Genomic DNA, 20,689 nt, shown 5'->3' with positions numbered 1-20,689 from the left:
CCTCGTCGTGGTGCGTGCCTCAGCGGCGGGCGTCGCGCTCCTGGGCGGCCAGGGCGCGCAGCGCGTCGGCGCGGCCCTCGAGCACGTAGCGCTGGGCGGCGGCGGGGGCCTCGGTGCTGGCGAGCCAGGCGTCGACCTTCTCCACCAGCTCGGCGCTGGCCAGCGGGCTGGGGAAGATGTAGTTGAGCACGGTCGAGGCGCGGTGGGTGCCCAGGTGGTCCCAGAGGGTCTCGGCCGCCTCGAGGTACTTGTCGACGTACGGCGCGAGCACCTCCTCCTGGCCCTCGCGCATGAACGAGAACACGATCGAGCGCGCGGTCTCGTTGGGCACGTCGGTGCGCTCGACGGCCAGCTCCCAGGCCTCGGCCTTCGCGGCCGCGTCGGGGCGCGCCGCGCGCGCGGCGGCGGCGTGCTCCTGGCCCGAGATCGTCGCGTCGCCGGCCAGCTCGTCGTCGATGCGCGAGCCGGCCCGGCCCGCCGCGGCCAGCGAGGTCACCAACGACCAGCGCAGGTCCTGGTCGACGCTGAGCCCCTCGATCTCCCAGGTGCCGTCGAGCAGCCCGGCGACCTCGTCGAGGGCGCGCTCGCCGTGCGCCGCCGCGGCGTACGAGCGCACGAAGGTGAGCTGCTGGTCGCTGCCGGGCTCGGCGGCCAGCGCGAGCTCGCGCAGCCCGCTCTCCCAGCGCTCGAGCAGCGCCGCCCGGCCCGCCGGTGCGGAGTACGCCGATGCCGCGGTGGCGGCCGTGCTCGGGATCCGGCTCACGCCCCAGGGGTCGGTCTCGCTGCCGATGTTGGCCAGCACCAGCTCGACGTAGTCGGTGGCGGCCATCTCGGCGTCGCGGGTCATGTCCCACGCGGCACCCCAGACCAGGGCGCGGGCCAGCGAGTCGTCGAGGCGTGACAGCCCGCCGATGGCGGTGGCCAGCGAGCGCTCGTCGAGGCGGATCTTGGCGTAGGTCAGGTCGGCGTCGTTGAGCAGCAGCAGGTCGGGCTGCGCCTCGCCGGCGAGCTCGGAGATGTCGGTGAGCTCGCCCTCCACGTCGGTCTCGACGTAGCGGGTGCGCACCAGGCGCCCCTCGACCTCGTTGTAGAGGCCGATGCCGATGCGGTGGCGACGCAGCTGCGGCCAGTCGGGGTGGGCGCCCTGGCGCACCGCGAGCCGGGTGTAGCGACCCTCGGCGTCGAGGTCGAACTCGGCGCTCAGGGTGTTGACCCCCGCGGTCTGCAGCCACTCCTTCGCCCAGCCGGCGAGCTCGCGGCCCGACGACTTCTCCAGCGCGGCGAGCAGGTCGGCGAACTCGGAGCTGCCGTAGGCGAAGTCCTTGAAGTACTGCTGCAGCCCCCCGAGGAAGTCGTCGAGGCCGACCCAGGCCACCAGCTGCTTGAGCACCGAGGCGCCCTTGGCGTAGGTGATCATGTCGAAGTTGACCTCGACGGCCTGCAGGTCGTGGTTGTCGGCCGCGATGGGGTGCGTGCTGGGCAGCTGGTCGGCGCGGTAGCCGGTCTGCTTGCGCGCGTTGGCGAAGCCGGTCCAGGAGTCGGTGAACTCGGTGGCCTCGACCTCGGCGTGGTAGCAGGCCCACTCGGCGAAGGACTCGTTGAGCCACAGGTCGTCCCACCACTTCATGGTGACCAGGTCGCCGAACCACATGTGCGCCATCTCGTGCAGGATCACCGAGCAGCGGAACTCGTAGAACGAGCGCGGCTGGCGCGAGCGGGGCAGGTACTCGTCGCGCAGCGTCACGGCGCCGGCGTTCTCCATCGCGCCCATGTTGTACTCCGGCACGTAGAGCTGGTCGTACTTGCCGAACGGGTAGGGGAAGTCGAAGGCCTCCTCGAAGAAGGCGAAGCCCTGCTTGGTGATCGTCAGGACGTCCTCGAGGTCGCGCTCGAGGTACTCCACCAGCGACTGGCGGCAGTAGTGGCCCAGCGGGATGGTGCCGTGCGTGCCCTCGTAGACGTCCTGGACCTCGTGGTACTCACCGGCGATCAGCGCGGTGATGTAGGTCGACATCGGCTTGGTGGGTTCGAACTCCCACACGGCGCGGCCGTCGCCCAGGGCCTGCGGCTCGGGGGTGGGGGAGTTGGAGACGACCTTCCAGTCCTGGGGTGCGGTGACCCGGAAGGTGAAGACCGACTTGAGGTCGGGCTGCTCGAAGGTCGTGTAGACGCGCCGGGCGTCGGGGACCTCGAACTGCGAGTAGAGGTAGACCCGGTCGTCGGCCGGGTCGACGAAGCGGTGCAGGCCCTCGCCGGTGTGGGAGTAGGTGCAGTCGGCGCGCACGACCAGCGTGTTCTCCGCGGCCAGGTCGTCGAGGGCGATCCGGCTGTCGGCGTACGCCGTCGCGGGGTCGAGGCTGCGCCCGTTGAGGGTGATCTCGTGCACGGTGGCGTCGACGAGGTCGGCGAAGGTCGCCGCCCCCGGCTCGCTGCACGTGAAGGAGAGCGTGGTCGTGGAGGCGAAGGTCTTCTCGCCCGTCGTGAGGTCCAGGTCGATGGAGTACGACGTGACGTCCAGGAGGGCGGCGCGGGTGGCGGCCTCGTCCCGGGTGAGGTTGGTTCCAGGCATGGCGCGATCATCGCACCGCGCGGGCTGACGGCGACAACCAGATACCTGGAGGGGTCTGCTGCATACCTGCTGCGTGCCTGCTGGGGTGCCTGAGGCCTGGTGCGACCGATGTGACTGAAGTGAAAAAAATCGAGACAACCGGCGTGTCGGTGCTTGACGTGGGGTTTAATCCCCACTCGTGATGATGACTCGGGAAGCGTCGCGTGCTGGGACCAGGAGTCCGGCCGGGCGCCTGGTGGGCCTGCTCGTCAGTCTGGCCGTCAGCCTGGTCGTGCTGCCCGCGGTGCCGGCCCACGGCTACTCCACCTACCTGTGCACCGGCTACGTGTCGTGCCAGGACAAGGGCTACTCGCACGCCGGCTACCGCACGGCCGGCCAGCAGATGTGGTGGCGGATGTACGCCGGGCACAACTGCACCAACTACGTGGCCTACCGGCTGGTGCAGAACGGCATGTCGCCCGAGCGGCCCTGGTCGGGCAGCGGCAACGCCACCAACTGGGGCTACGCCATGTCCCACCTGGTCGACGACGTGCCGGTGGTCGGCTCGGTGGCCTGGTGGAAGGCGAACGTGCCCGGCGCCGGGTCCGCCGGCCACGTGGCCTACGTCGAGCAGGTCGTCTCGCCGACGGAGATCATCGTCTCGGAGGACTCCTGGGGCGGCGACTTCCACTGGCGGCGCATCACCACCTCCGGCTCGGGCTGGCCCAGCGGCTTCATCCACTTCCGCGACCAGCAGGTCGAGGCCGAGGAGGCTCCCGTCATCACCGGCGACGTCGCGGTGGGCGAGACCCTGCAGGCGACCACCGGCAGCTGGCGGCCCGCGGGCACCACGAGGCTGCAGTGGTACGCCGGCAACAACCCCGTGCCCGGGGCGGACCAGCCGACCTTCACCCCGACCGCGGCGCAGCGGCGCGCCCGGCTCTCGGTGTCGGTGGTGGCCACGAAGAAGGGCTACGCCGACGGCACCGCCACCTCCTCGCGCACCCGCAAGGTCAAGCCCGGCACCCTGACCACCCTCAGCGCGCCCGCCGTCAGCGGCACCGCGCAGGTCGACCAGGTCCTCACCGCCACCCGCGGCAGCTACGGCCCGACGCCCGAGCAGACCTCGCTGCAGTGGTACGCCGACGGGTCACCCGTGGCGGGAGCCACCACGGCCCGCCTGCGGCTGACCCCCGAGCTGGTCGACGCCACCGTGGAGGTCCGCGAGAGCGCCGCCCTCGACGGCTACCGCACGAGCACGGCGGCGGTCCCGGCCGGCCGCGTCGCACCGGGCGTGCTCACCGTCTCCGACCCGTTCACGCTGTCGGGCAAGGCCCGCCTGGGCAAGACGCTCGAGGTCGCGCCCGGCACCTTCGCCCCGGCCGACGCCGAGGTCACCTACACCTGGCGCCGCGACGGCCAGGCAGTCTCCGGCTCGGCCGTCGGCGCCGGCGGTCGGCGCTACTCGCTCGGCGAGGGCGACGTGGGCCGCACCGTCGAGGTGCTGGTCGAGGTCGCGCGGCCGGGGTACGAGACGCACACGGCGCTGCTCGGCACCGGCGGGCCGGTCACCACGCGCTCGACGATGCTGGTCGAGGCGACGGGGCGCAGGCACAAGGTGGTCGCCGACGTGGCGGTCTCCGCGCTCGGCGTCCAGGCTCCGGGACCGGGTGGCACGGTGCACCTGTTCATCGGTGACCGGGTGCGCAGCGCCGAGCTCGACGGCGGTGCGGCACGGCTGCGCCTGGCGCGCCTCGAACCGGGCACCCACCGCGTCCGCGTCGTCTACGAGGGCACCGACGTGGTCCGTCGCTCCCGGCAGGTGCTGCGGGTCGAGGTCCCGGGGGAATAGCGCGACGGGGGAGGTGATTGAAACGTCCATGACCTCCCAGACCGCTTCCACGTCCACGGCCGACTTCTGGTTCGACCCGCTGTGCCCCTTCGCCTGGATCACCTCGCGGTGGATCCTCGAGGTGGAGCAGGTGCGTGACATCGAGGTCTCCTGGCACGTGATGAGCCTGTCCTACCTCAACGAGGGCAAGGACGTGCCCGAGGAGTACCGCGAGGCGCTCGAGAAGGGCTGGGGCCCGGTGCGGGTCGCGATGGCGACCTGGCAGCGCCACGGCCAGGACCAGCTGCTGCCGCTCTACTCCGCGATGGGCACCCGCATCCACGACCAGGGCCGGGGTGCCGAGCGCGACGTGGTCGTCGAGGCGCTCGACGAGGTCGGGCTCCCGGCCGCGCTGATCGAGGCCTGGGACGACGCGTCGTACGACGACGCCATCCGCGCCTCGCACCACGAGGGGATGGACCAGGTCGGCGACGAGGTCGGCACCCCGACCATCGCCATCGACGGCACCGCCTTCTTCGGGCCGGTCATGACGTCGATCCCGCGGGGCGAGGAGGCCGGCAAGGTCTGGGACGGCGCGGTGCTGATGGCCGGCTACCCCTACTTCTGCGAGCTCAAGCGCTCGCGCACGGCTGAGCTCGACTTCAGCTAGGCGGCAGCGCGCCTCAGCCCGCCGTGTCGAGCGCGGCGAGGCGGGACTGCTTGGCCTGCAGGGCCGTGCGGTGCTCGGGCGTCGCGTCGACCAGGAGGTCGTCGAGCATCGCGCGCAGCCGCCGGGGGACCTGGAGGCCGTCGTGGCCCCAGTGGGCGATCTCGTCGACGGCCAGGTCGAGCAGCTGCTCGAAGGTGGTCTCGCGGGTCACCAGGCGTGGCGTGCCCTCGTCGTCGACGTGCACCGGCCACGGGTCGGGCTCGGTGGCCAGGCGGTGCAGCAGGTCGTGCAGCTGGTCGACGGCCTGCACGGCGGTGGTCGGGTCGTTGATGCCGGGCGACAGCGCGCGCTCGGCGATGTCCACCAGCCGGCGCAGGCCGAAGGCCACGTCCTGCTGCAGCGAGCGCTCGCGGGCGAGGTCGACGTGGCGGTGCAGCAGCTGGTCCCAGTCGACGTCGCCCGAGCGGGCGCCGTGCACCACGGCGAGCGGGCGCGACTCCACCAGGAAGGTGCCCAGCGGGTGCAGCACCTCGATGCGCGCCCCGTGCTGGCGCGCCCGGGCGCACAGCTGGTCGACGTCGAGGGCGTCGAGGTAGCCGCTGCGCCGGGCCAGGACCACGTGCTGGTGGCCCAGGTCGGCCAGCCCGGGCCGCTCCTCGGGCAGGTCGCGGCGGGCCCCTCGGCCGCGCTGGAGCAGGTCGCGGGTCTCGCGCGCGCTGCGGTGCAGGATGTTGGAGATGCCGACCGAGGCGGTGATGTGGTTGATGAAGAGCAGGAACATCGCCACCGCGGCGACCACCAGCGCGAAGGCGAGGGTCACCGCCAGCTGGGGCACGGGGTCGTCGCCGGCGTCGGCCAGCGAGCGCAGCACCGTCAGGGCGTAGACGAACGTCGCGGTGAAGACGCCGAGCGTGTGCTGGGTGACGCGGTCCTGCAGGAAGGTCTGCAGCACCCGGGGCGAGAACTGGCTGCTGGCCAGCTGCAGCACCACCATCGTGTTGGAGAAGACCAGGCCGGTGACCGTGATCATCGCGCCCGCGATGCTCGACAGCACGCTGCGCGCGCCCTCGACGTCGCCGGGGAAGAGGAACGGCAGCAGGTCGGCCAGGCCGGTGGAGTCGAGCCTCGGGACGACGAGGCCGAGCGCGATCGCCCCGCCCGACCACAGCGCCGGCACCACCCAGAACGGGCGCACCGCCCGACGGGCCTGCCGACCCAGCCAGCTGCGTCCGGCCTGGTCGCCGGAGGGGGCCGCGGGGACGGGGGTGGGCCGGGTCCGTGGGGTGCTCACCGTCCCTTCCTACCGTGTACGCCGCTGCCGCGGGGGATCGACACTGTGGCTGCAGTGACGCATGATGTTGGTGATGTCTAGTCCACCGCTGCCGCGCCGCACCCTGGTCACCCGGGCCGCGGCCCTGTCGACCGTGCCCGCGATCGGTGCCCTGGCGGGGTGGGGCGCACCCGGCTCCGCGGCCGCCGAGACCACCAGGTCCGGTGGCGTCGCCAGCCACGAGATCGCCCTCGGCACCCAGCGCCTCCAGCGCAGCGGCGCGGGCCGGTGGGCCACCGGCCGCCTGGACACCGCGTCGTACCGGATGCTCGCGCTGACCTGGACCGGCAGGCCGCCCGGGCTGCGGGTGCGCACCCGCAGCGGCGGCCGCTGGTCGTCGTGGCAGGCGCTGCGGGTGCTGCACGACGGTCCCGACACCGGCAGTCGCGAGGACGCCGGGCGCCGCGGCACCGACCCGCTGTGGCTCCCCGAGGCCGACGGCGTCGAGGTGCTCGTGGTCGGACGGCGTCCCGGGGATCTGCGCCTGGTGCTCATCGACCCCGGCAGCCGGCCCGGTGACGCGCGGGCCCGGGCCTCGATCCCCGGGGGACGCAGCGGCGCGGCGCAGGAGGACTCCGACGAGCCCGCCCGCAAGAAGCCCCGTCGCTCGCCGCGGCCGCGGCTGCTCAGTCGCAAGGACTGGGGTGCCGACGGTTCGTGGCGCGACGGCAAGCCGGTGATGTGCCGCACCATCCAGCAGGTCCACGTGCACCACACCGCGAGCGGCAACGACTACAGCCGCGGCGACGTGCCCGCCATGATCCGCTCGATGTACCGCTACCACACCCAGTCCCTGGGCTGGTCCGACATCGGCTACAACTTCCTCGTCGACAAGTTCGGGCGCACCTGGGTCGGGCGGGCCGGCGGCCCGGGCAAGCCGGTGCGCGGCGCGCACACGCTGGGTTTCAACAACACGTCGGTGGGCGTGGCGGTCATCGGCAACTTCGAGACCAGCGGGGTCAGCGGCAAGGCGGTCACGGCCGTGGTCAAGCTGGCGGCCTGGAAGCTCGACAAGTACGGGCGCCGGCCCTCGGGCAGGGTCCGGGTCTACTCCACCGGCAGCGACAAGCACCCCAAGGGCTGGGTCCGGCTGCGCGTCATCGACGGCCACCGCGACACCAACGACACCGCCTGCCCGGGGCAGTCGCTCTACAAGAAGTTGCCCGCCATCCGCAGGCGCACCCGCAAGCGCGCCAAGAGGTACGGCGGGACCGGCTGAGCCCGGCTGGTGCTCGGCCGGCGACCCGCCCGGCCCCGGGCGGGTCAGCCTCCTGACGAGACGGCCGCCCCGACCGCGATCGAGGTGACGACCGCGGCGGTCGCGGCGCTGACCGCCCTGCGCACGGCCTCGGCCGCCCAGGCCCCCTCGGCGACCTCCTTGGCCCGGCGCCTGACCTGCCCCGCGCGGATCCCCTGGTGGTCGACGACCTTGTGGGCCCGGCCGGTCGCGTGCAGGAGCGCGACCAGCGCGGCGGTGCGCGGGTCGGGCTCGGCGCCGCCCACGAGGACCGCGGTGAGCGAGCGGCGTACGGCGTCCTCGTGGGAGCTGTCGCGCGCCGGCCAGCGGGTGCGGGGGAAGAGCCCCAGCACCTTGTCGCGGCGCACCTCGAGCACGCCCCGCCCGACCAGCCGCTCGACCAGCTGCTCCTTGACCCCCTTGCCGAGCCGCTGCACCAGGTCCTGCGGGGTGCGCTCCTTCTCGGCCACCGTGGCCAGCGCGGCCTCCAGCAGCGGGTCGCGGGGCTGGGTGCCCGCGGGGCCGGCCCCCTGCGCGGTGGGCCGCACGACGTCGCCGGCCCAGCGTCGCGCGTGGACCTCGACGGCGTCGTCGAGGGCCAGCTCGAGCAGCAGCGCGCCGCCCAGCGCGGGCGCGGGGTCCGTGGTCGCGTCCAGCGCGCCCGACTCGTCGTCGAGCAGCAGGAGCAGCAGGTCCTCGGCCAGCAGCGTGGTCATGGTCTCCACGGTAGCCACGTGCGGGCACGCCGCCGACGGGCCGCGCGCCGCGCACTCCTAGGATTCCCCCATGAGCAGAGTCCTGTCGGCAGTCGCCTGGCCCTACGCCAACGGTCCGCGCCACATCGGCCACGTCGCCGGCTTCGGGGTGCCCTCCGACGTCTTCAGCCGCTACATGCGCATGGCGGGCCACGACGTGCTGATGGTCTCGGGCTCCGACGAGCACGGCACGCCCATCCTGATCGCCGCCGACGAGGCCGGGGTCACCCCCCAGGAGCTCGCCGACAAGAACCACCGGATCATCGCCGAGGACCTCGCCGCGCTGGGCTGCACCTACGACCTCTACACGCGCACCACCACGCCCAACCACCACGCGGTGGTGCAGGAGCTCTTCCTCGGCGTGCACGCCAACGGCTACTTCGTCGAGCAGACCACCCACGGCGCGATCTCGCCGTCGACGGGGCGCACCCTGCCCGACCGCTACATCGAGGGCACCTGCCCGATCTGCGGCGCCGGCGGCGCCCGCGGCGACCAGTGCGACACCTGCGGCAACCAGCTCGACCCCGCCGACCTCGTCGACCCGGTCTCGAAGATCAACGGTGAGACGCCCGAGTTCATCGAGACCCAGCACTTCTTCCTCGACCTGCCCGCGCTGGCCGAGGCGCTGGGGGAGTGGCTCGACGAGCGCGAGGCGACCGGTCTGTGGCGGCCCAACGTCATCCGCTTCAGCCAGAACATCCTCAAGGAGATCCGGCCGCGGGCGATGACCCGCGACATCGACTGGGGCATCGCGGTCCCGCTCGACGGCTGGCGCGAGCAGCCGACGAAGAAGCTCTACGTCTGGTTCGACGCGGTCATCGGCTACCTCTCGGCCTCCATCGAGTGGGCCCGGCGCAGCGGCGACCCCGAGGCGTGGCGCCAGTGGTGGAACGACCCCGAGGCCCTGTCCTACTACTTCATGGGCAAGGACAACATCACCTTCCACTCCCAGATCTGGCCGGCCGAGCTGCTGGCCTACTCGGGCAAGGGCGACCACGGGGGCAGCACCCACGCCTACGGCGAGCTCAACCTGCCGACCGAGGTGGTCAGCTCGGAGTTCCTGACCATGGAGGGGCGCAAGTTCTCCTCCTCCAAGAAGGTCGTCATCTACGTGCGCGACCTGCTCAGCCGCTACCAGCCCGACGCGTTCCGCTTCTTCGTGGCCTCGGCCGGTCCCGAGAACCAGGACTCCGACTTCACCTGGGCCGAGTTCGTGCGCCGCACCAACGACGAGCTGGTCGCCGGCTGGGGCAACCTGGTCAACCGCACCGCCACGCTGATCGCCAAGAACTTCGGCGAGATCCCGGCCGCCGGGCCGCTGGAGCCGCAGGACGAGGAGGTGCTCGCGGTGGCGGAGGCCGCGTTCGCGACCGTGGGCGACCTGCTCGAGCGGCACCGGCTCAAGGCCGCCATCGGCGAGGCCATGCGCGCGGTCGGGGTGGTCAACAAGTACGTCTCCGACTCCGAGCCGTGGAAGCTCAAGGGCGAGGACCAGCGCGAGCGGCTGGCCACGATCCTGCACGTGGTCGCCCAGTGCGTCGCCGACCTCAACCTGGTGCTGGCGCCGTTCCTGCCGTTCTCGGCCAACGCCGTCGACCGGGCGCTCGGCGGCGCCGGCGAGGTGGCCCCGATGCCGCGCATCGAGGAGGTCGAGGACCTCGACGGCGGCCCCGGCTACCCGGTGATCACCGGCGACTACACCACCGCGCCGTCCTGGCAGCGCCACCCAATCGTGGTCGGCACCCCCGTCGACAAGCCCACCCCGGTCTTCACCAAGCTCGACCCCGCCGTGGCCGAGGAGGAGGTCGCCCGCCTCGCCGAGGCCTGAGGGGCACGAGCAGTCACCTGTGCACCACCGAGCGGTCGGTCCCGCACCCCATCCGGGGTGCTGATCTGCTCCAGTCGAGCCCGTACGTCGGGTCGGCGCGCAGCCAGGTGCACGGCGGTCGCGAGGACACCGAGCACGCCACCGGCCACAGGGTGCCCGGTGCCGACCAGGGCGAGCACGGCGCCGGTGAAGGCGAGCAGCTTGACGACGGGGGTCAGCACGACGCCGCGCCACCGGGCCCTCGGCGAGGCGGTCGCTGCCCACAGGGAGACCACGAGCAGCGGCAGCAGCCACACCCACAGCCACCCGGGCGACAGCGCCCAGCCGAGCACGCCGTACGCCGCCCAGGCGAGCAGCTCGACCAGGAACAGCAGCGTCAGCACGGACCAGACCACGGGACCAGTCTGCGGCGTCCGGACCCGTGGGTGCGGAAGTGACTGGTCGGTGGTTAGAAAGTGACCGCTCGGGCGTAGGTTCGGGGCCATGACCGCGGAGATGTACCTCCCCAGCTTCTACGTCAAGCAGAAGCTGGCGATGACCACCAACCGCTACGAGCTCGTCGCCGCCGAGCCCGACGGGGCGGAGGGCCGGCTGATGGGCCTGGCCCAGCAGAAGCGGCTGGCCTTCAAGGAGGAGGTCACCTTCTACGCCGACGAGTCCAGGGCCCGGCCGGTCTTCAGCTTCAAGGCCCGCAAGCGCGTCGACCTCAACGCCGGCTACGACGTGCTCGACGAGGGCCAGCGCCAGGTCGGCTTCTTCCGCAAGGACTTCGGGGCCAGCCTGCTGCGCTCGACCTTCCACGTCGAGGGTCCCGGCTACACCGGCACCGGCCAGGAGCGCAGCCAGCTCACCGCGCTGCTGCGCCGCGTCGCCGACATCCCGTTCCTCTCGATCCACTTCGACTTCACCACCCCCGACGGAGCGCCGCTGATGAGCGTGGAGCGCCAGTTCAAGCTGCGCGACCGCTACACCGTCACCGTGCCCGACGAGCGCGTCGACTTCCGGGTCGCCGCCGCCATCGCCGTGGGGCTCGACGCCCTGATGCAGCGCTGAGGAGACCGCGTGCTCTACCCCCAGTCCCGCCGCTTCGTCGAGGCGGCCGCGCTGACGCCCAAGGTCTTCGAACCGGGCTTCGACATCGAGGAGTCGCGCCGCCAGGCCCGTGAGCTCGCCGCCGGCCTGCCCCGCGAGGACGTCGAGCAGGTCCTCGACGTCGACGCCGACGGGGTCCGCTGCCGGCTCTACCGGCCCCGCGACGCGCGCGAGGGCACCCTGGTGCACCTGCACGGCGGCGGCTTCGTCTTCCACGACATCGACGTCCACGACGCCGCGGCGCGCCGGCTGGCCAACCGCAGCGAGGTCACGGTGCTCAGCGTGGACTACCGCCGCCCGCCCGAGCACCGGTTCCCCGCGGCCCCCGACGACGTCGACACGGTGCTGGCCTGGCTGGCGCGCGAGGGCGCGGCGTACGAGCTCGAGGCGCCGCTCTACGTGCACGGCGACAGCGCGGGGGCCAACCTGGCCCTGGTGGCGGCGCTGCGCCACCCCGGGCGCTTCCGGGCGCTCGCGCTGGTCTACCCCTTCCTCGACCCCGAGGGCGCGTTCGAGAGCTACCGCACCGCCGCCGACGGCTTCGACCCGCGCGAGGCGCAGTGGTACTGGCAGCAGTACGCCGCCACCCCGGCCGACCTGGAGCACCCCGACCTGGCACCGCTGCGCTCCGACCGGCTCTGGGCGCTGCCACCGACCCTGGTGACCACGGCCGAGCACGACCCGCTGCGCGACGAGGGCGAGCACCTGGCCGCGCTGCTGGCCGACGCCGGGGTCGCCGTGGTCGCGACCCGCTACCTGGGCCAGGTGCACGGCTTCTGGCGACACCCCGAGGTCTTCGACGCCGCCGAGCCGATGACCCGCCAGGTGGCGGCGTTCCTGGGCATGTACCCCTGAGCCGACCCGCTCGCCCGGCTCTGGGATGATCCCGCCATGCGCGTGCACCTGGGCTCCGACCATGCCGGACTCGACCTGAAGGCCCACCTCGTCGCCTGGCTCACCGAGCACGGCTACGAGCCGGTCGACCACGGCCCGTTCGTCTACGACGCCCTCGACGACTACCCCGTCTTCTGCCTGCGCGCCGCCGAGGCCGTGGCCCGCGAGCGCGCCGCCGGCCAGGACTCGATGGGAGTGGTGGTCGGTGGCTCCGGCAACGGCGAGCAGATGGCGGCCAACAAGGTCGAGGGCATCCGCTGCGCGCTGGCCTGGTCGGAGGAGACCGCGAAGCTCGCCCGCGACCACAACGACGCGCAGATGGTCTCTGTCGGCGGCCGGATGCACAGCCTCGACGACATGACCCGCTTCGTGGAGGTCTTCCTGGCCGAGCCGTTCAGCGGCGACGAGCGCCACGTGCGGCGCATCGGCCAGCTCGCGTCGTACGACGAGACGTCGGTGCTGCCGCCGCTGCCGGAGTCGGCGCGGGGCCTGGGTCCCGACGAGGGGACCGATGCCTGAGGGGCACACCCTCCACCGGCTCGCCGGGCACCTGGGCGCAGCGTTCGCCGGGCGGCGGGTCGCCGTCTCCAGCCCGCAGGGCCGCTTCGCCGAGGCGGCCGCCCAGCTCGACGGGGGCGTGCTCGAGCACGCCGAGGCGTGGGGCAAGCACCTCTTCCTCGCCTTCCCCGGTGAGCGCTGGGTGCACGTGCACCTGGGTCTCTACGGCAAGCTCGACGTGCACCCCGACGTCGAGGAGGTCCCCGACCCGGTGGGCCAGGTGCGGCTGCGGCTGGTCGCGGCCGACGCCGGCGGCCGGGCGTACGCCGACCTGCGCGGGGCCACCGCCTGCGAGCTGCTGACCGGGCCCCAGCGCGACGCGGTGCTCGAGCGCCAGGGACCCGACCCGCTGCGCGCCGACGCCGACCCCGACCGGGCGTGGGAGCGGATCCGCCGCAGCCGCACGCCGATCGGGGCGCTGCTGATGGACCAGTCGGTGCTGGCGGGCGTGGGCAACGTCTACCGCGCGGAGGTGCTCTTCCGGCACCGTCTCGACCCCCAGCGCCCCGGCCGCACGCTGCGGGTGGGCCAGTGGCGCGCCATGTGGGACGACCTGGTCGTGCTGATGACCGAGGGCGTGCGCACGGGGCGGATCGACACCGTGCGCCCCGAGCACGAGCCCGAGGCCATGGGGCGTGCGCCGCGCCGCGACGACCACGGCGGCGAGGTCTACGTCTACCGGCGCCACGGCCAGCCCTGCCTGGTCTGCGGTCGCGCGGTGCGCACCACCGAGATGGCCGGTCGCAACCTCTTCTGGTGCAGCCGTTGCCAGCCCACGTTCCGCTCCCGGGCTCTACGATGAGCCCGAACCCCGGCGAAGGACGGACCATGGACGCGGCGTTCGACCACTCCGACCCGGGGGCCGTGGCGACCGGGCTCGACCGGGTGCGCCTGATGTGGCGGCGGGGCCGGGTCCGCCAGTTCCGTACCGCCGCGCTGCTGTGCCTCCTGGCCGCCGCCCTGGTCGTCGGGGTGGCCCTGGCGCCGGCCGTCTTCCCGGTCACCGCGCTGATGGTGCCCCTGCTGCTGGGCAGCCTGGTGCTCAACCCGCGCCAGCTGCCGTGGTTCGTGGGCTGGATCGTCGCGATGGTCGTCGCCACGTTGGTCCTGCAGGCCGAGGTCACCAGCCGCATCGTGGCGGTGGCGGTGATCGAGGGGCTGATGGCGGCCATCGTGCTCGTCACCGCCCGCCGCCGCTCCAGCCTGGGCGTGGCCGGCAACACCGGCGAGTCGATGTTCGTCGACCTGCGCGACCGGCTGCTCAACCAGGGCGGCATCCCCGCCCTGCCGGCGGGCTGGCTCGTGGAGTCGGCGCTGCGCTCCGCCTCGGGCACGCCCTTCGCCGGGGACTTCCTGGTCGCCACGGTGCTCGCCGACGACACCCGCCTCGAGGTCGTGGTCGTGGACGTGTCCGGCAAGGGCGACGCCGCCGGCACCCGCGCGCTGCTGCTCTCGGGCGCGTTCGGCGGCATGCTCGGCGCCCTGGCGCCCGAGGACTTCCTGGAGGCCGCCAACGACTACCTGCTGCGCCAGGGCTGGGACGAGGGCTTCGCCACGGCCGTGCACCTCTCGCTCGACCTCGTGACCGGCGACTTCTCGGTGCGCAGCGCCGGCCACCCGCCGGCCGTCCAGCGCCACTCGGGGTCGGGCCGCTGGGGGGTGCTGCCGAGTGCCGGCCCGGTCCTGGGGCTGATCGAGGACGCCGAGTTCGAGGTCGCGCAGGGGGTGCTGGGTCCTGGTGACGCCGTGCTGCTCTACACCGACGGGATGGTCGAGCGCCCGCGCCGCGACATCGAGATGGGCCTGGACCGGATGCTGGGGCAGGCCGAGACGTTGCTGCACGGCAGCTTCGTGGGCTCGGCCGAGCGGCTGGTCGCCTCGCTGGGCTCGCCCGACGACGACCGGGCCATGGTGGTCGTGCACCGGCGCTGATCCGGCCGGGGGCGGCGGTGCTGGTCGCGGTGGGCGGTCGGCGCCGGTTGTGGCCGCGGCCGCGGCGTGTGGCACGATTCGGTGGTCCAGGGGACCCGCACCTGCGCACCCACCGGCACCACGGTCCGGGGGTACACGGGGGCGGAGCCCCGGTGCGTGCGGATGTAGCTCAATGGTAGAGCCCCAGTCTTCCAAACTGGCTACGCGGGTTCGATTCCCGTCATCCGCTCCAAGGAGCCCCCGGCGGCCTCGCGACGCGAGCCGGAGGGGGCGCTTTGGCGGGGCGTAGCGTAGTGGCTAGCGCGCCTGCTTTGGGAGCAGGAGACCGCAGGTTCGAGTCCTGTCGCCCCGACGTCACACCACGAACCACCTGTGCCGACACCACCACCGAACCATGAGGAGACACCCTGTGAAGAGCGCCGTCGAGACCTTGAGCCCGACCCGGGCCAAGCTGACCGTCGAGGTGCCCTTCGAGGAGCTCAAGCCGAGCCTCGACGCGGCCTACAAGGCGATCGCCCAGCAGATCAACGTCCCCGGCTTCCGCCGGGGCAAGGTGCCGCCGATGGTCATCGACCGTCAGGTCGGCCGGGGCGCGGTCCTCGACCAGGCCATCAACGACGCGCTGCCGAAGAAGTACATGGAGGCGCTGCAGGAGAACTCGCTCGAGCCGCTCGCGCAGCCCGAGATCGAGGTGACCCGGCTCGAGGACAACGACCTCGTCGAGTTCACCGCCGAGGTCGACGTCAAGCCGCAGATCGAGCTGCCGGCCTACGAGGGCCTCGAGGCCCAGGTCGACGACATCGAGATCAGCGACGAGGACGTCGACGAGCAGGTCCAGTCGCTGCGTGAGCGCTTCGGCACCCTCGCCGACGTCGAGCGCGCCGCGGCCGAGGGCGACTTCGTCGTGCTCGACCTCAAGGCCATGAAGGACGGCGAGGTGCTCGAGGGCGCCGAGGTGGCCGGCATGAGCTACCAGGTCGGCAAGGGCGGCATGATCGACGGCCTCGACGACGCGCTGGTCGGCATGAAGGCCGGCGACGACAAGACCTTCACCTCCCAGCTCGTCGGCGGCGACCTCGTCGGCGAGGAGGTCGAGGTGGCCGTCTCGGTCAGCCAGGTCCAGGAGCAGGAGCTGCCCGAGCTCGACGACGAGTTCGCCCAGCTGGCCTCCGAGTTCGACACCTCCGAGGAGCTCGTGGCCGACGTCCGCTCGCGCCTGGGCAACGGCAAGCGCCTCGAGCAGGCCGCCGAGGCCCGCGACGCGGTGCTCGAGGCCCTCCTCGAGAAGATCAGCGTCCCGCTGCCGGAGACGATGGTCACCGACGAGCTCAACGCGCGCCGCCAGAACATCGAGCAGCAGCTGATGATGGCCGGCATCACGATGGAGAAGTACCTCGAGGACGAGGAGCAGACCCAGGAGGAGTTCGAGGCCGAGCTCGACCGCCGGGTCCGCGACGCCGTCGCCGCGCAGTTCCTGCTCGACGAGATCGCGAAGAAGGAGGAGCTCGGCGTCGACCAGCAGGAGCTCTCCCAGCACCTGATCCGTCGCGCCCAGCAGTCCGGCCAGGACCCGCAGGAGTTCGCGAACCACATGTTCGAGCACAACCACATCCCCGAGCTCGTGCAGGAGATCCTGCGCGGCAAGGCGCTGGCGGTGCTGGTGGAGTCGGCGACCGTCAAGGACGCCTCGGGCAACGTGCTGGAGCTGAAGAACCTGCAGCCCGACGGCACCATCATGGAGCAGCCGGCCGAGGAGCCCGAGGCGGAGGCCGCTGAGCCGGCCGAGGCCCAGGTCGAGGACGAGAGCGACAGCGAGACCGAGGACGCCCAGGCCTGAGCCTGGCGCGTGCCCGCCCACGACCCGCCCGAGCACTGCTCGGGCGGGTCGTGGCGTCCGGGGCCCCGCGATGATCGAGTGCACGCTTGTCCACTGAGGCGCTAGGGTGCACCCATGACCACCGCCAGCGGCCCCTCGGTGCTCGACCTCGCCTCGCTGGCCTGCGAGGTCGCCGACGCCCTGGTCGTGCGCAGCGCGCGCGACACCCACACCGCCTGGCTCGACCGGGTGCACGGCCTGGGCCGTCGCCTCGGCGGCACCGGGCCCGGGGTCGTCGAGACGGCCCACCGCGGCATCGCGGGCGCCGTGTACGGCGGGCTGGGGCTGGGCCTGCGCACCGCCTCGCGCGGGCTCGACCGCGCGGCGGCCACCGGCGCCGGCCCGCGCCTGGAGGACTCGACCCGGGGCCGGTTCGTCAGTGCCGCCGTCAACGGCCTGATCGGCGACCGGTTGCTGCGCGAGCGCCCGCAGATGGCCATCTCGACCGCGGTGCGGCTCGGCGGGCGCGACGTGGTGCCCGACGGTCCCGGGCTGGCGCAGGCATTCCCCGACGCGACCGGACGGGTCGTGGTGCTGCTGCACGGCCTGTGCGAGGACGAGTCCTACTGGGGCCGGCACCGCGAGCGCACCGGCACGACGTACGCCGACGACCTGGCCGCGCGCGGGTGGACCCCGCTGCTGCTGCGCGCCAACACCGGCCTGTCGCTGCGCGAGAACGGCGCGGCCCTGACCGCGCTGCTGCAGCAGGTCGTCGAGCACTGGCCCGTCGAGGTCACCCGGATCGCCCTGGTGGGCCACTCGATGGGCGGGCTGGTGATGCGCGCCGCGGGCGCCGTGGCCGTGCAGCCCGACGGGACGGGCGCGGGCTGGACCCGCCTGGTCAGCGACGTCGTCACGCTCGGCACCCCGCACCTCGGCGCGCCCGTGGCCCAGGGCATCGGGCACGGCAGCCGCGGGCTGTCGCTGCTGCCCGAGACGGCCGCCTTCGGGCGGCTGCTCGACTGGCGCTCGGTGGGGGTGCACGACCTGGTCGCCGGTCTCGCCGAGGACGTGCCGGCCCTGCCGCACGCGCGCTACCGGCTGGTGGCGGCCACCCTGAGCGCCGCCGAGCGGCACCCCGTGGGCCAGGTGGTCGGCGACCTGCTGGTGCGTCCGCCCTCGGCGTACGGCCGCGACCGGCGAGGTGGCGAGCTGTTCCCCGGCGCCACGGTGCTGCACGTCGGGCGCAGCGGCCACTTCGACCTGCTCAACCATCCCGAGGTGCTGACGGCCCTGCGCCGCTGGCTGGACTGAACGGCTGGACCGGACCGGTGCGGCGCCGGGATCCGCTGTCGGCGAACAGGGCGGGGTTGCCCGTGGAACTGTCCGTCCTTCGGGCTAGTGTCGGCGACGTGAACCAGAACTCCAGCTCCGCAGGCCGCGACACCGCCTCCGACCAGAGGATGGGTGGTGGCGCCGGGCTCAACGTCCTCGACGACCACATCTACCAGCGTCTGCTCCGGGAGCGGATCGTCTTCCTCGGCTCCGAGGTGCGCGACCAGAACGCCAACGCGATCTGCGCGCAGCTGCTGCTGCTCTCGGCAGAGGACCCCGAGGCCGACATCTTCCTGCACATCAACTCCCCGGGCGGGTCCGTGGACGCCGGCATGGCGATCTACGACACCATGAACTACATCCCCAACGACGTGGCCACGGTCGGCATGGGCCTGGCCGCCTCGATGGGCCAGTTCCTCCTGTGCGCCGGCACCAAGGGCAAGCGCTACGCCCTGCCCCACGCGCGCATCATGATGCACCAGCCCTCCTCGGGCATGGGCGGCTCGGCCTCGGACATCAAGATCCAGGCCCAGCAGTCGCTGCACATCAAGAAGGTGCTGCTCGACCTGATCGCCGAGCACACCGGCCAGCCGATCGACCAGGTCGTCGCCGACGCCGACCGCGACCGCTGGTTCACCGCCGACCAGGCCAAGGACTACGGCCTGGTCGACCAGGTCATCAAGAGCGCTCGCGAGGCGGCCGACGACGGCCGTCCGGCCCACACGAAGTGACGGGAGCACCGCACACCATGAACTACTACATCCCGCAGTGGGAGGAGCGCACCTCCTACGGCGTGCGCCGCATCGACCCCTACGCGAAGCTCTTCGAGGAGCGGATCATCTACCTCGGGACGCCGATCTCCGACGACGTCGCGAACGCGGTCATCGCCCAGCTGCTGTGCCTGCAGTCGATGAACCCCGACCAGGAGATCAGCATCTACATCAACAGCCCCGGTGGCTCGTTCACCGCGCTGACGGCGATCTACGACACGATGAACTTCATCAAGCCCGACGTGCGCACGGTGTGCCTGGGCCAGGCCGCCTCGGCGGCCGCGATCCTGCTGGCCGCGGGCACCCCCGGCAAGCGGATGGGCCTGCCCAACAGCCGCATCCTGATCCACCAGCCCTACACCGAGGGCACGTTCGGCCAGACCTCCGACATCGAGATCCAGGCCAACGAGATCATCCGGATGCGCGAGCTGCTCGAGAAGATGATCAGCGACCACTCCGGCCGTCCGGTCGAGGAGGTCAGCCGCGACATCGAGCGCGACAAGATCCTCACCGCCCAGCAGGCGGTGGAGTACGGCCTGATCGACTCGGTCCTGGAGTCGCTGAAGACCCCGGCCCTCACCTGAGGTCCACACGGCGAGGGTGTCTCCCCGCGTCCTCCCCCACGAGGGGCGGCTCGGGGAGTACCTTCGTCCAGATCGTTGCAACACGGCTGCCCCCCGCCCGACGGGGGAGCGGCGCACCAAGACGCACGACCCGGGCGCCCCTCGCGCCCGAGGTGATCGAGGAGGGTGACCCCGGTGGCACGGATCGGTGACGGCGGAGACCTGCTGAAGTGCTCGTTCTGCGGCAAGTCGCAGAAGCAGGTGAAGAAGCTCATCGCCGGACCCGGCGTCTACATCTGCGACGAGTGCATCGACCTGTGCAACGAGATCATCGAGGAGGAGCTCAGCGAGGGCACCGAGGTCGGCATGGGCGAGCTGCCCAAGCCGCGCGAGATCTTCGACTTCCTCAACTCCTACGTGATCGGCCAGGAGCAGGCCAAGAAGTCGCTGGCGGTGGCGGTCTACAACCACTACAAGCGCGTCCAGTCCGGCCTCGCGCCGGCCGCGGGCAAGCACGCCAAGGACGAGGTCGTCGAGGTCGCCAAGTCCAACATCCTGGTGATCGGGCCGACCGGCTGCGGCAAGACCTACCTGGCCCAGACGCTGGCCCGGATGCTCAACGTGCCGTTCGCCATCGCCGACGCCACCGCGCTGACGGAGGCCGGCTACGTCGGCGAGGACGTCGAGAACATCCTGCTCAAGCTGATCCAGGCCGCCGACTACGACGTCAAGAAGGCCGAGACGGGCATCATCTACATCGACGAGATCGACAAGGTGGCCCGCAAGTCCGAGAACCCCTCGATCACCCGCGACGTCTCCGGCGAGGGCGTGCAGCAGGCGCTGCTGAAGATCATCGAGGGCACCACCGCCTCGGTGCCGCCGCAGGGCGGGCGCAAGCACCCGCACCAGGAGTTCATCCAGATCGACACCACCAACATCCTCTTCGTGGTGGGTGGCGCGTTCGCGGGTCTCGAGCACATCATCGAGCAGCGGGTCGGCAAGAAGACCCTGGGCTTCACCGCCGAGGTCAAGAAGCAGGCCGACCGCACCGAGGACGACCTGCTGGCCCTCGTGCGGCCCGAGGACCTCACCAAGTTCGGCCTGATCCCCGAGTTCATCGGCCGGCTCCCGCTCATCGCCAGCGTCTCCAAGCTCGACCGGCCCGCGCTGGTCCAGATCCTCACCGAGCCGCGCAACGCCCTGGTCAAGCAGTACCAGAAGCTCTTCGAGATCGATGGGGTCGAGCTCGAGTTCACCGCCGAGGCGATCGACGCCATCGCCGACAAGGCCATGGAGCGCGGCACCGGTGCGCGCGGGCTGCGCGCCATCATCGAGGAGGTCCTGCTCCAGGTGATGTACGACGTGCCCTCGCGCGGCGACGTCGCCAAGGTGATCCTGTCCGCCGAGGTCGTCACCGGTGACGAGAGCCCCGAGCTGGTGCTGCGCGAGAGCGAGACCAAGAAGAAGAAGTCCGCCTGAGCGGCTCCCGCCGCCGCACGCAGCAGCGCCCCGACCGGACCGGTCGGGGCG

General features: G+C 72.4%; 17 protein-coding genes, 2 tRNA genes and 1 pseudogene. 16 read left to right on the top strand and 4 right to left on the bottom strand.

The features are described from left to right. Positions 1-19 precede the first annotated feature (19 nt). Positions 20-2,569: an aminopeptidase N gene (pepN, locus tag ABKW28_RS02415; protein WP_348606106.1), complete on the bottom strand. Its 2,550-nt coding sequence runs from the start codon at positions 2,567-2,569 to the stop codon at positions 20-22. Positions 2,570-2,753: 184 nt separating this feature from the next. Here pepN and ABKW28_RS02410 point away from each other — a divergent pair, with 184 nt between their 5' ends. Together ABKW28_RS02410 and ABKW28_RS02405 are read left to right on the top strand one after the other, a co-directional pair. Continuing rightward, positions 2,754-4,400 carry a CHAP domain-containing protein gene (locus ABKW28_RS02410; protein ID WP_348606105.1) on the top strand — a complete coding sequence of 549 codons (1,647 nt, stop codon included), beginning with the start codon at positions 2,754-2,756 and terminating at the stop codon, positions 4,398-4,400. A gap of 28 nt (positions 4,401-4,428) precedes the next feature. Continuing rightward, on the top strand, positions 4,429-5,049 hold the full coding sequence (locus ABKW28_RS02405; protein ID WP_348606103.1) for a DsbA family protein: 621 nt from the start codon (positions 4,429-4,431) through the stop codon (positions 5,047-5,049). A 13-nt stretch (positions 5,050-5,062) separates the two neighbouring features. Here the strand turns inward: ABKW28_RS02405 and ABKW28_RS02400 are convergent, their stop codons facing one another. After that, entirely contained in the window at positions 5,063-6,340 is a 1,278-nt protein-coding gene (locus ABKW28_RS02400; RefSeq protein ID WP_348606102.1) for a DUF2254 domain-containing protein, read from the bottom strand. Between the two features lie 73 nt (positions 6,341-6,413). On the opposite strand from ABKW28_RS02400, the gene ABKW28_RS02395 reads away from it, so the two are divergent. Next, positions 6,414-7,598, top strand: a complete 1,185-nt coding sequence (locus ABKW28_RS02395) for an N-acetylmuramoyl-L-alanine amidase (RefSeq protein ID WP_348606101.1) — start codon at positions 6,414-6,416, stop codon at positions 7,596-7,598. Positions 7,599-7,642: 44 nt separating this feature from the next. Here ABKW28_RS02395 and ABKW28_RS02390 read toward each other — a convergent pair whose 3' ends face one another. After that, positions 7,643-8,332, bottom strand: coding sequence for a GPP34 family phosphoprotein (locus ABKW28_RS02390; protein ID WP_348606099.1), 690 nt, complete (start codon positions 8,330-8,332; stop codon positions 7,643-7,645). Positions 8,333-8,402: 70 nt separating this feature from the next. Here ABKW28_RS02390 and metG point away from each other — a divergent pair, with 70 nt between their 5' ends. Continuing rightward, positions 8,403-10,199 carry a methionine--tRNA ligase gene (metG, locus tag ABKW28_RS02385; protein WP_193667820.1) on the top strand — a complete coding sequence of 599 codons (1,797 nt, stop codon included), beginning with the start codon at positions 8,403-8,405 and terminating at the stop codon, positions 10,197-10,199. Between the two features lie 131 nt (positions 10,200-10,330). Here the strand turns inward: metG and ABKW28_RS02380 are convergent. Beyond that, positions 10,331-10,684 (bottom strand): annotated as a pseudogene (locus ABKW28_RS02380) (DUF2568 domain-containing protein); the annotation flags it as partial. On the opposite strand from ABKW28_RS02380, the gene ABKW28_RS02375 reads away from it, so the two are divergent. The 12 genes from ABKW28_RS02375 (at position 10,683) to clpX (ending at position 20,638) form a co-directional block, all read left to right on the top strand. Next, positions 10,683-11,252 carry a hypothetical protein gene (locus ABKW28_RS02375; RefSeq protein WP_193667822.1) on the top strand — a complete coding sequence of 190 codons (570 nt, stop codon included), beginning with the start codon at positions 10,683-10,685 and terminating at the stop codon, positions 11,250-11,252. The pseudogene ABKW28_RS02380 and the gene ABKW28_RS02375 sit on opposite strands and share 2 nt — an antisense overlap. Before the next feature lie 9 nt (positions 11,253-11,261). After that, entirely contained in the window at positions 11,262-12,146 is an 885-nt protein-coding gene (locus tag ABKW28_RS02370) for an alpha/beta hydrolase (RefSeq protein WP_193667823.1), read from the top strand. 36 nt (positions 12,147-12,182) lie between these two features. Next, positions 12,183-12,704, top strand: coding sequence for a ribose-5-phosphate isomerase (locus tag ABKW28_RS02365; protein WP_193667824.1), 522 nt, complete (start codon positions 12,183-12,185; stop codon positions 12,702-12,704). Next, a complete protein-coding gene (locus tag ABKW28_RS02360) occupies positions 12,697-13,545 on the top strand; it encodes an Fpg/Nei family DNA glycosylase (RefSeq protein WP_193667825.1) in 849 nt (282 codons plus the stop codon). The genes ABKW28_RS02365 and ABKW28_RS02360 overlap by 8 nt, the downstream gene beginning before the upstream one ends. A 26-nt stretch (positions 13,546-13,571) precedes the next feature. Next, on the top strand, positions 13,572-14,675 hold the full coding sequence (locus ABKW28_RS02355; RefSeq protein ID WP_227491397.1) for a PP2C family protein-serine/threonine phosphatase: 1,104 nt from the start codon (positions 13,572-13,574) through the stop codon (positions 14,673-14,675). 158 nt (positions 14,676-14,833) lie between these two features. Then, positions 14,834-14,907 (top strand) — tRNA-Gly (locus tag ABKW28_RS02350). Positions 14,908-14,954: 47 nt separating this feature from the next. Beyond that, positions 14,955-15,027, top strand: a tRNA-Pro gene (locus ABKW28_RS02345). 57 nt (positions 15,028-15,084) lie between these two features. After that, the gene (gene tig, locus ABKW28_RS02340) at positions 15,085-16,512 is read left to right on the top strand and encodes a trigger factor (RefSeq protein ID WP_193667826.1); all 1,428 of its coding nucleotides are present in this window, start codon (positions 15,085-15,087) and stop codon (positions 16,510-16,512) included. 114 nt (positions 16,513-16,626) lie between these two features. After that, positions 16,627-17,805 carry a hypothetical protein gene (locus ABKW28_RS02335; protein ID WP_348606097.1) on the top strand — a complete coding sequence of 393 codons (1,179 nt, stop codon included), beginning with the start codon at positions 16,627-16,629 and terminating at the stop codon, positions 17,803-17,805. 149 nt (positions 17,806-17,954) lie between these two features. Continuing rightward, positions 17,955-18,557 carry an ATP-dependent Clp protease proteolytic subunit gene (locus ABKW28_RS02330; RefSeq protein ID WP_302705943.1) on the top strand — a complete coding sequence of 201 codons (603 nt, stop codon included), beginning with the start codon at positions 17,955-17,957 and terminating at the stop codon, positions 18,555-18,557. A 17-nt stretch (positions 18,558-18,574) separates the two neighbouring features. Next, positions 18,575-19,180 carry an ATP-dependent Clp protease proteolytic subunit gene (locus ABKW28_RS02325; RefSeq protein ID WP_193667828.1) on the top strand — a complete coding sequence of 202 codons (606 nt, stop codon included), beginning with the start codon at positions 18,575-18,577 and terminating at the stop codon, positions 19,178-19,180. Positions 19,181-19,354: 174 nt separating this feature from the next. After that, positions 19,355-20,638: an ATP-dependent Clp protease ATP-binding subunit ClpX gene (gene clpX, locus ABKW28_RS02320; protein WP_193667829.1), complete on the top strand. Its 1,284-nt coding sequence runs from the start codon at positions 19,355-19,357 to the stop codon at positions 20,636-20,638. The last annotated feature ends 51 nt before the right edge of the window (positions 20,639-20,689 follow it).

Source organism: Nocardioides sp. 31GB23, from assembly GCF_040012395.1.
Taxonomy (GTDB): domain Bacteria; phylum Actinomycetota; class Actinomycetes; order Propionibacteriales; family Nocardioidaceae; genus Nocardioides; species Nocardioides salarius.
This window is presented reverse-complemented; position numbering and strand designations above follow the sequence as displayed.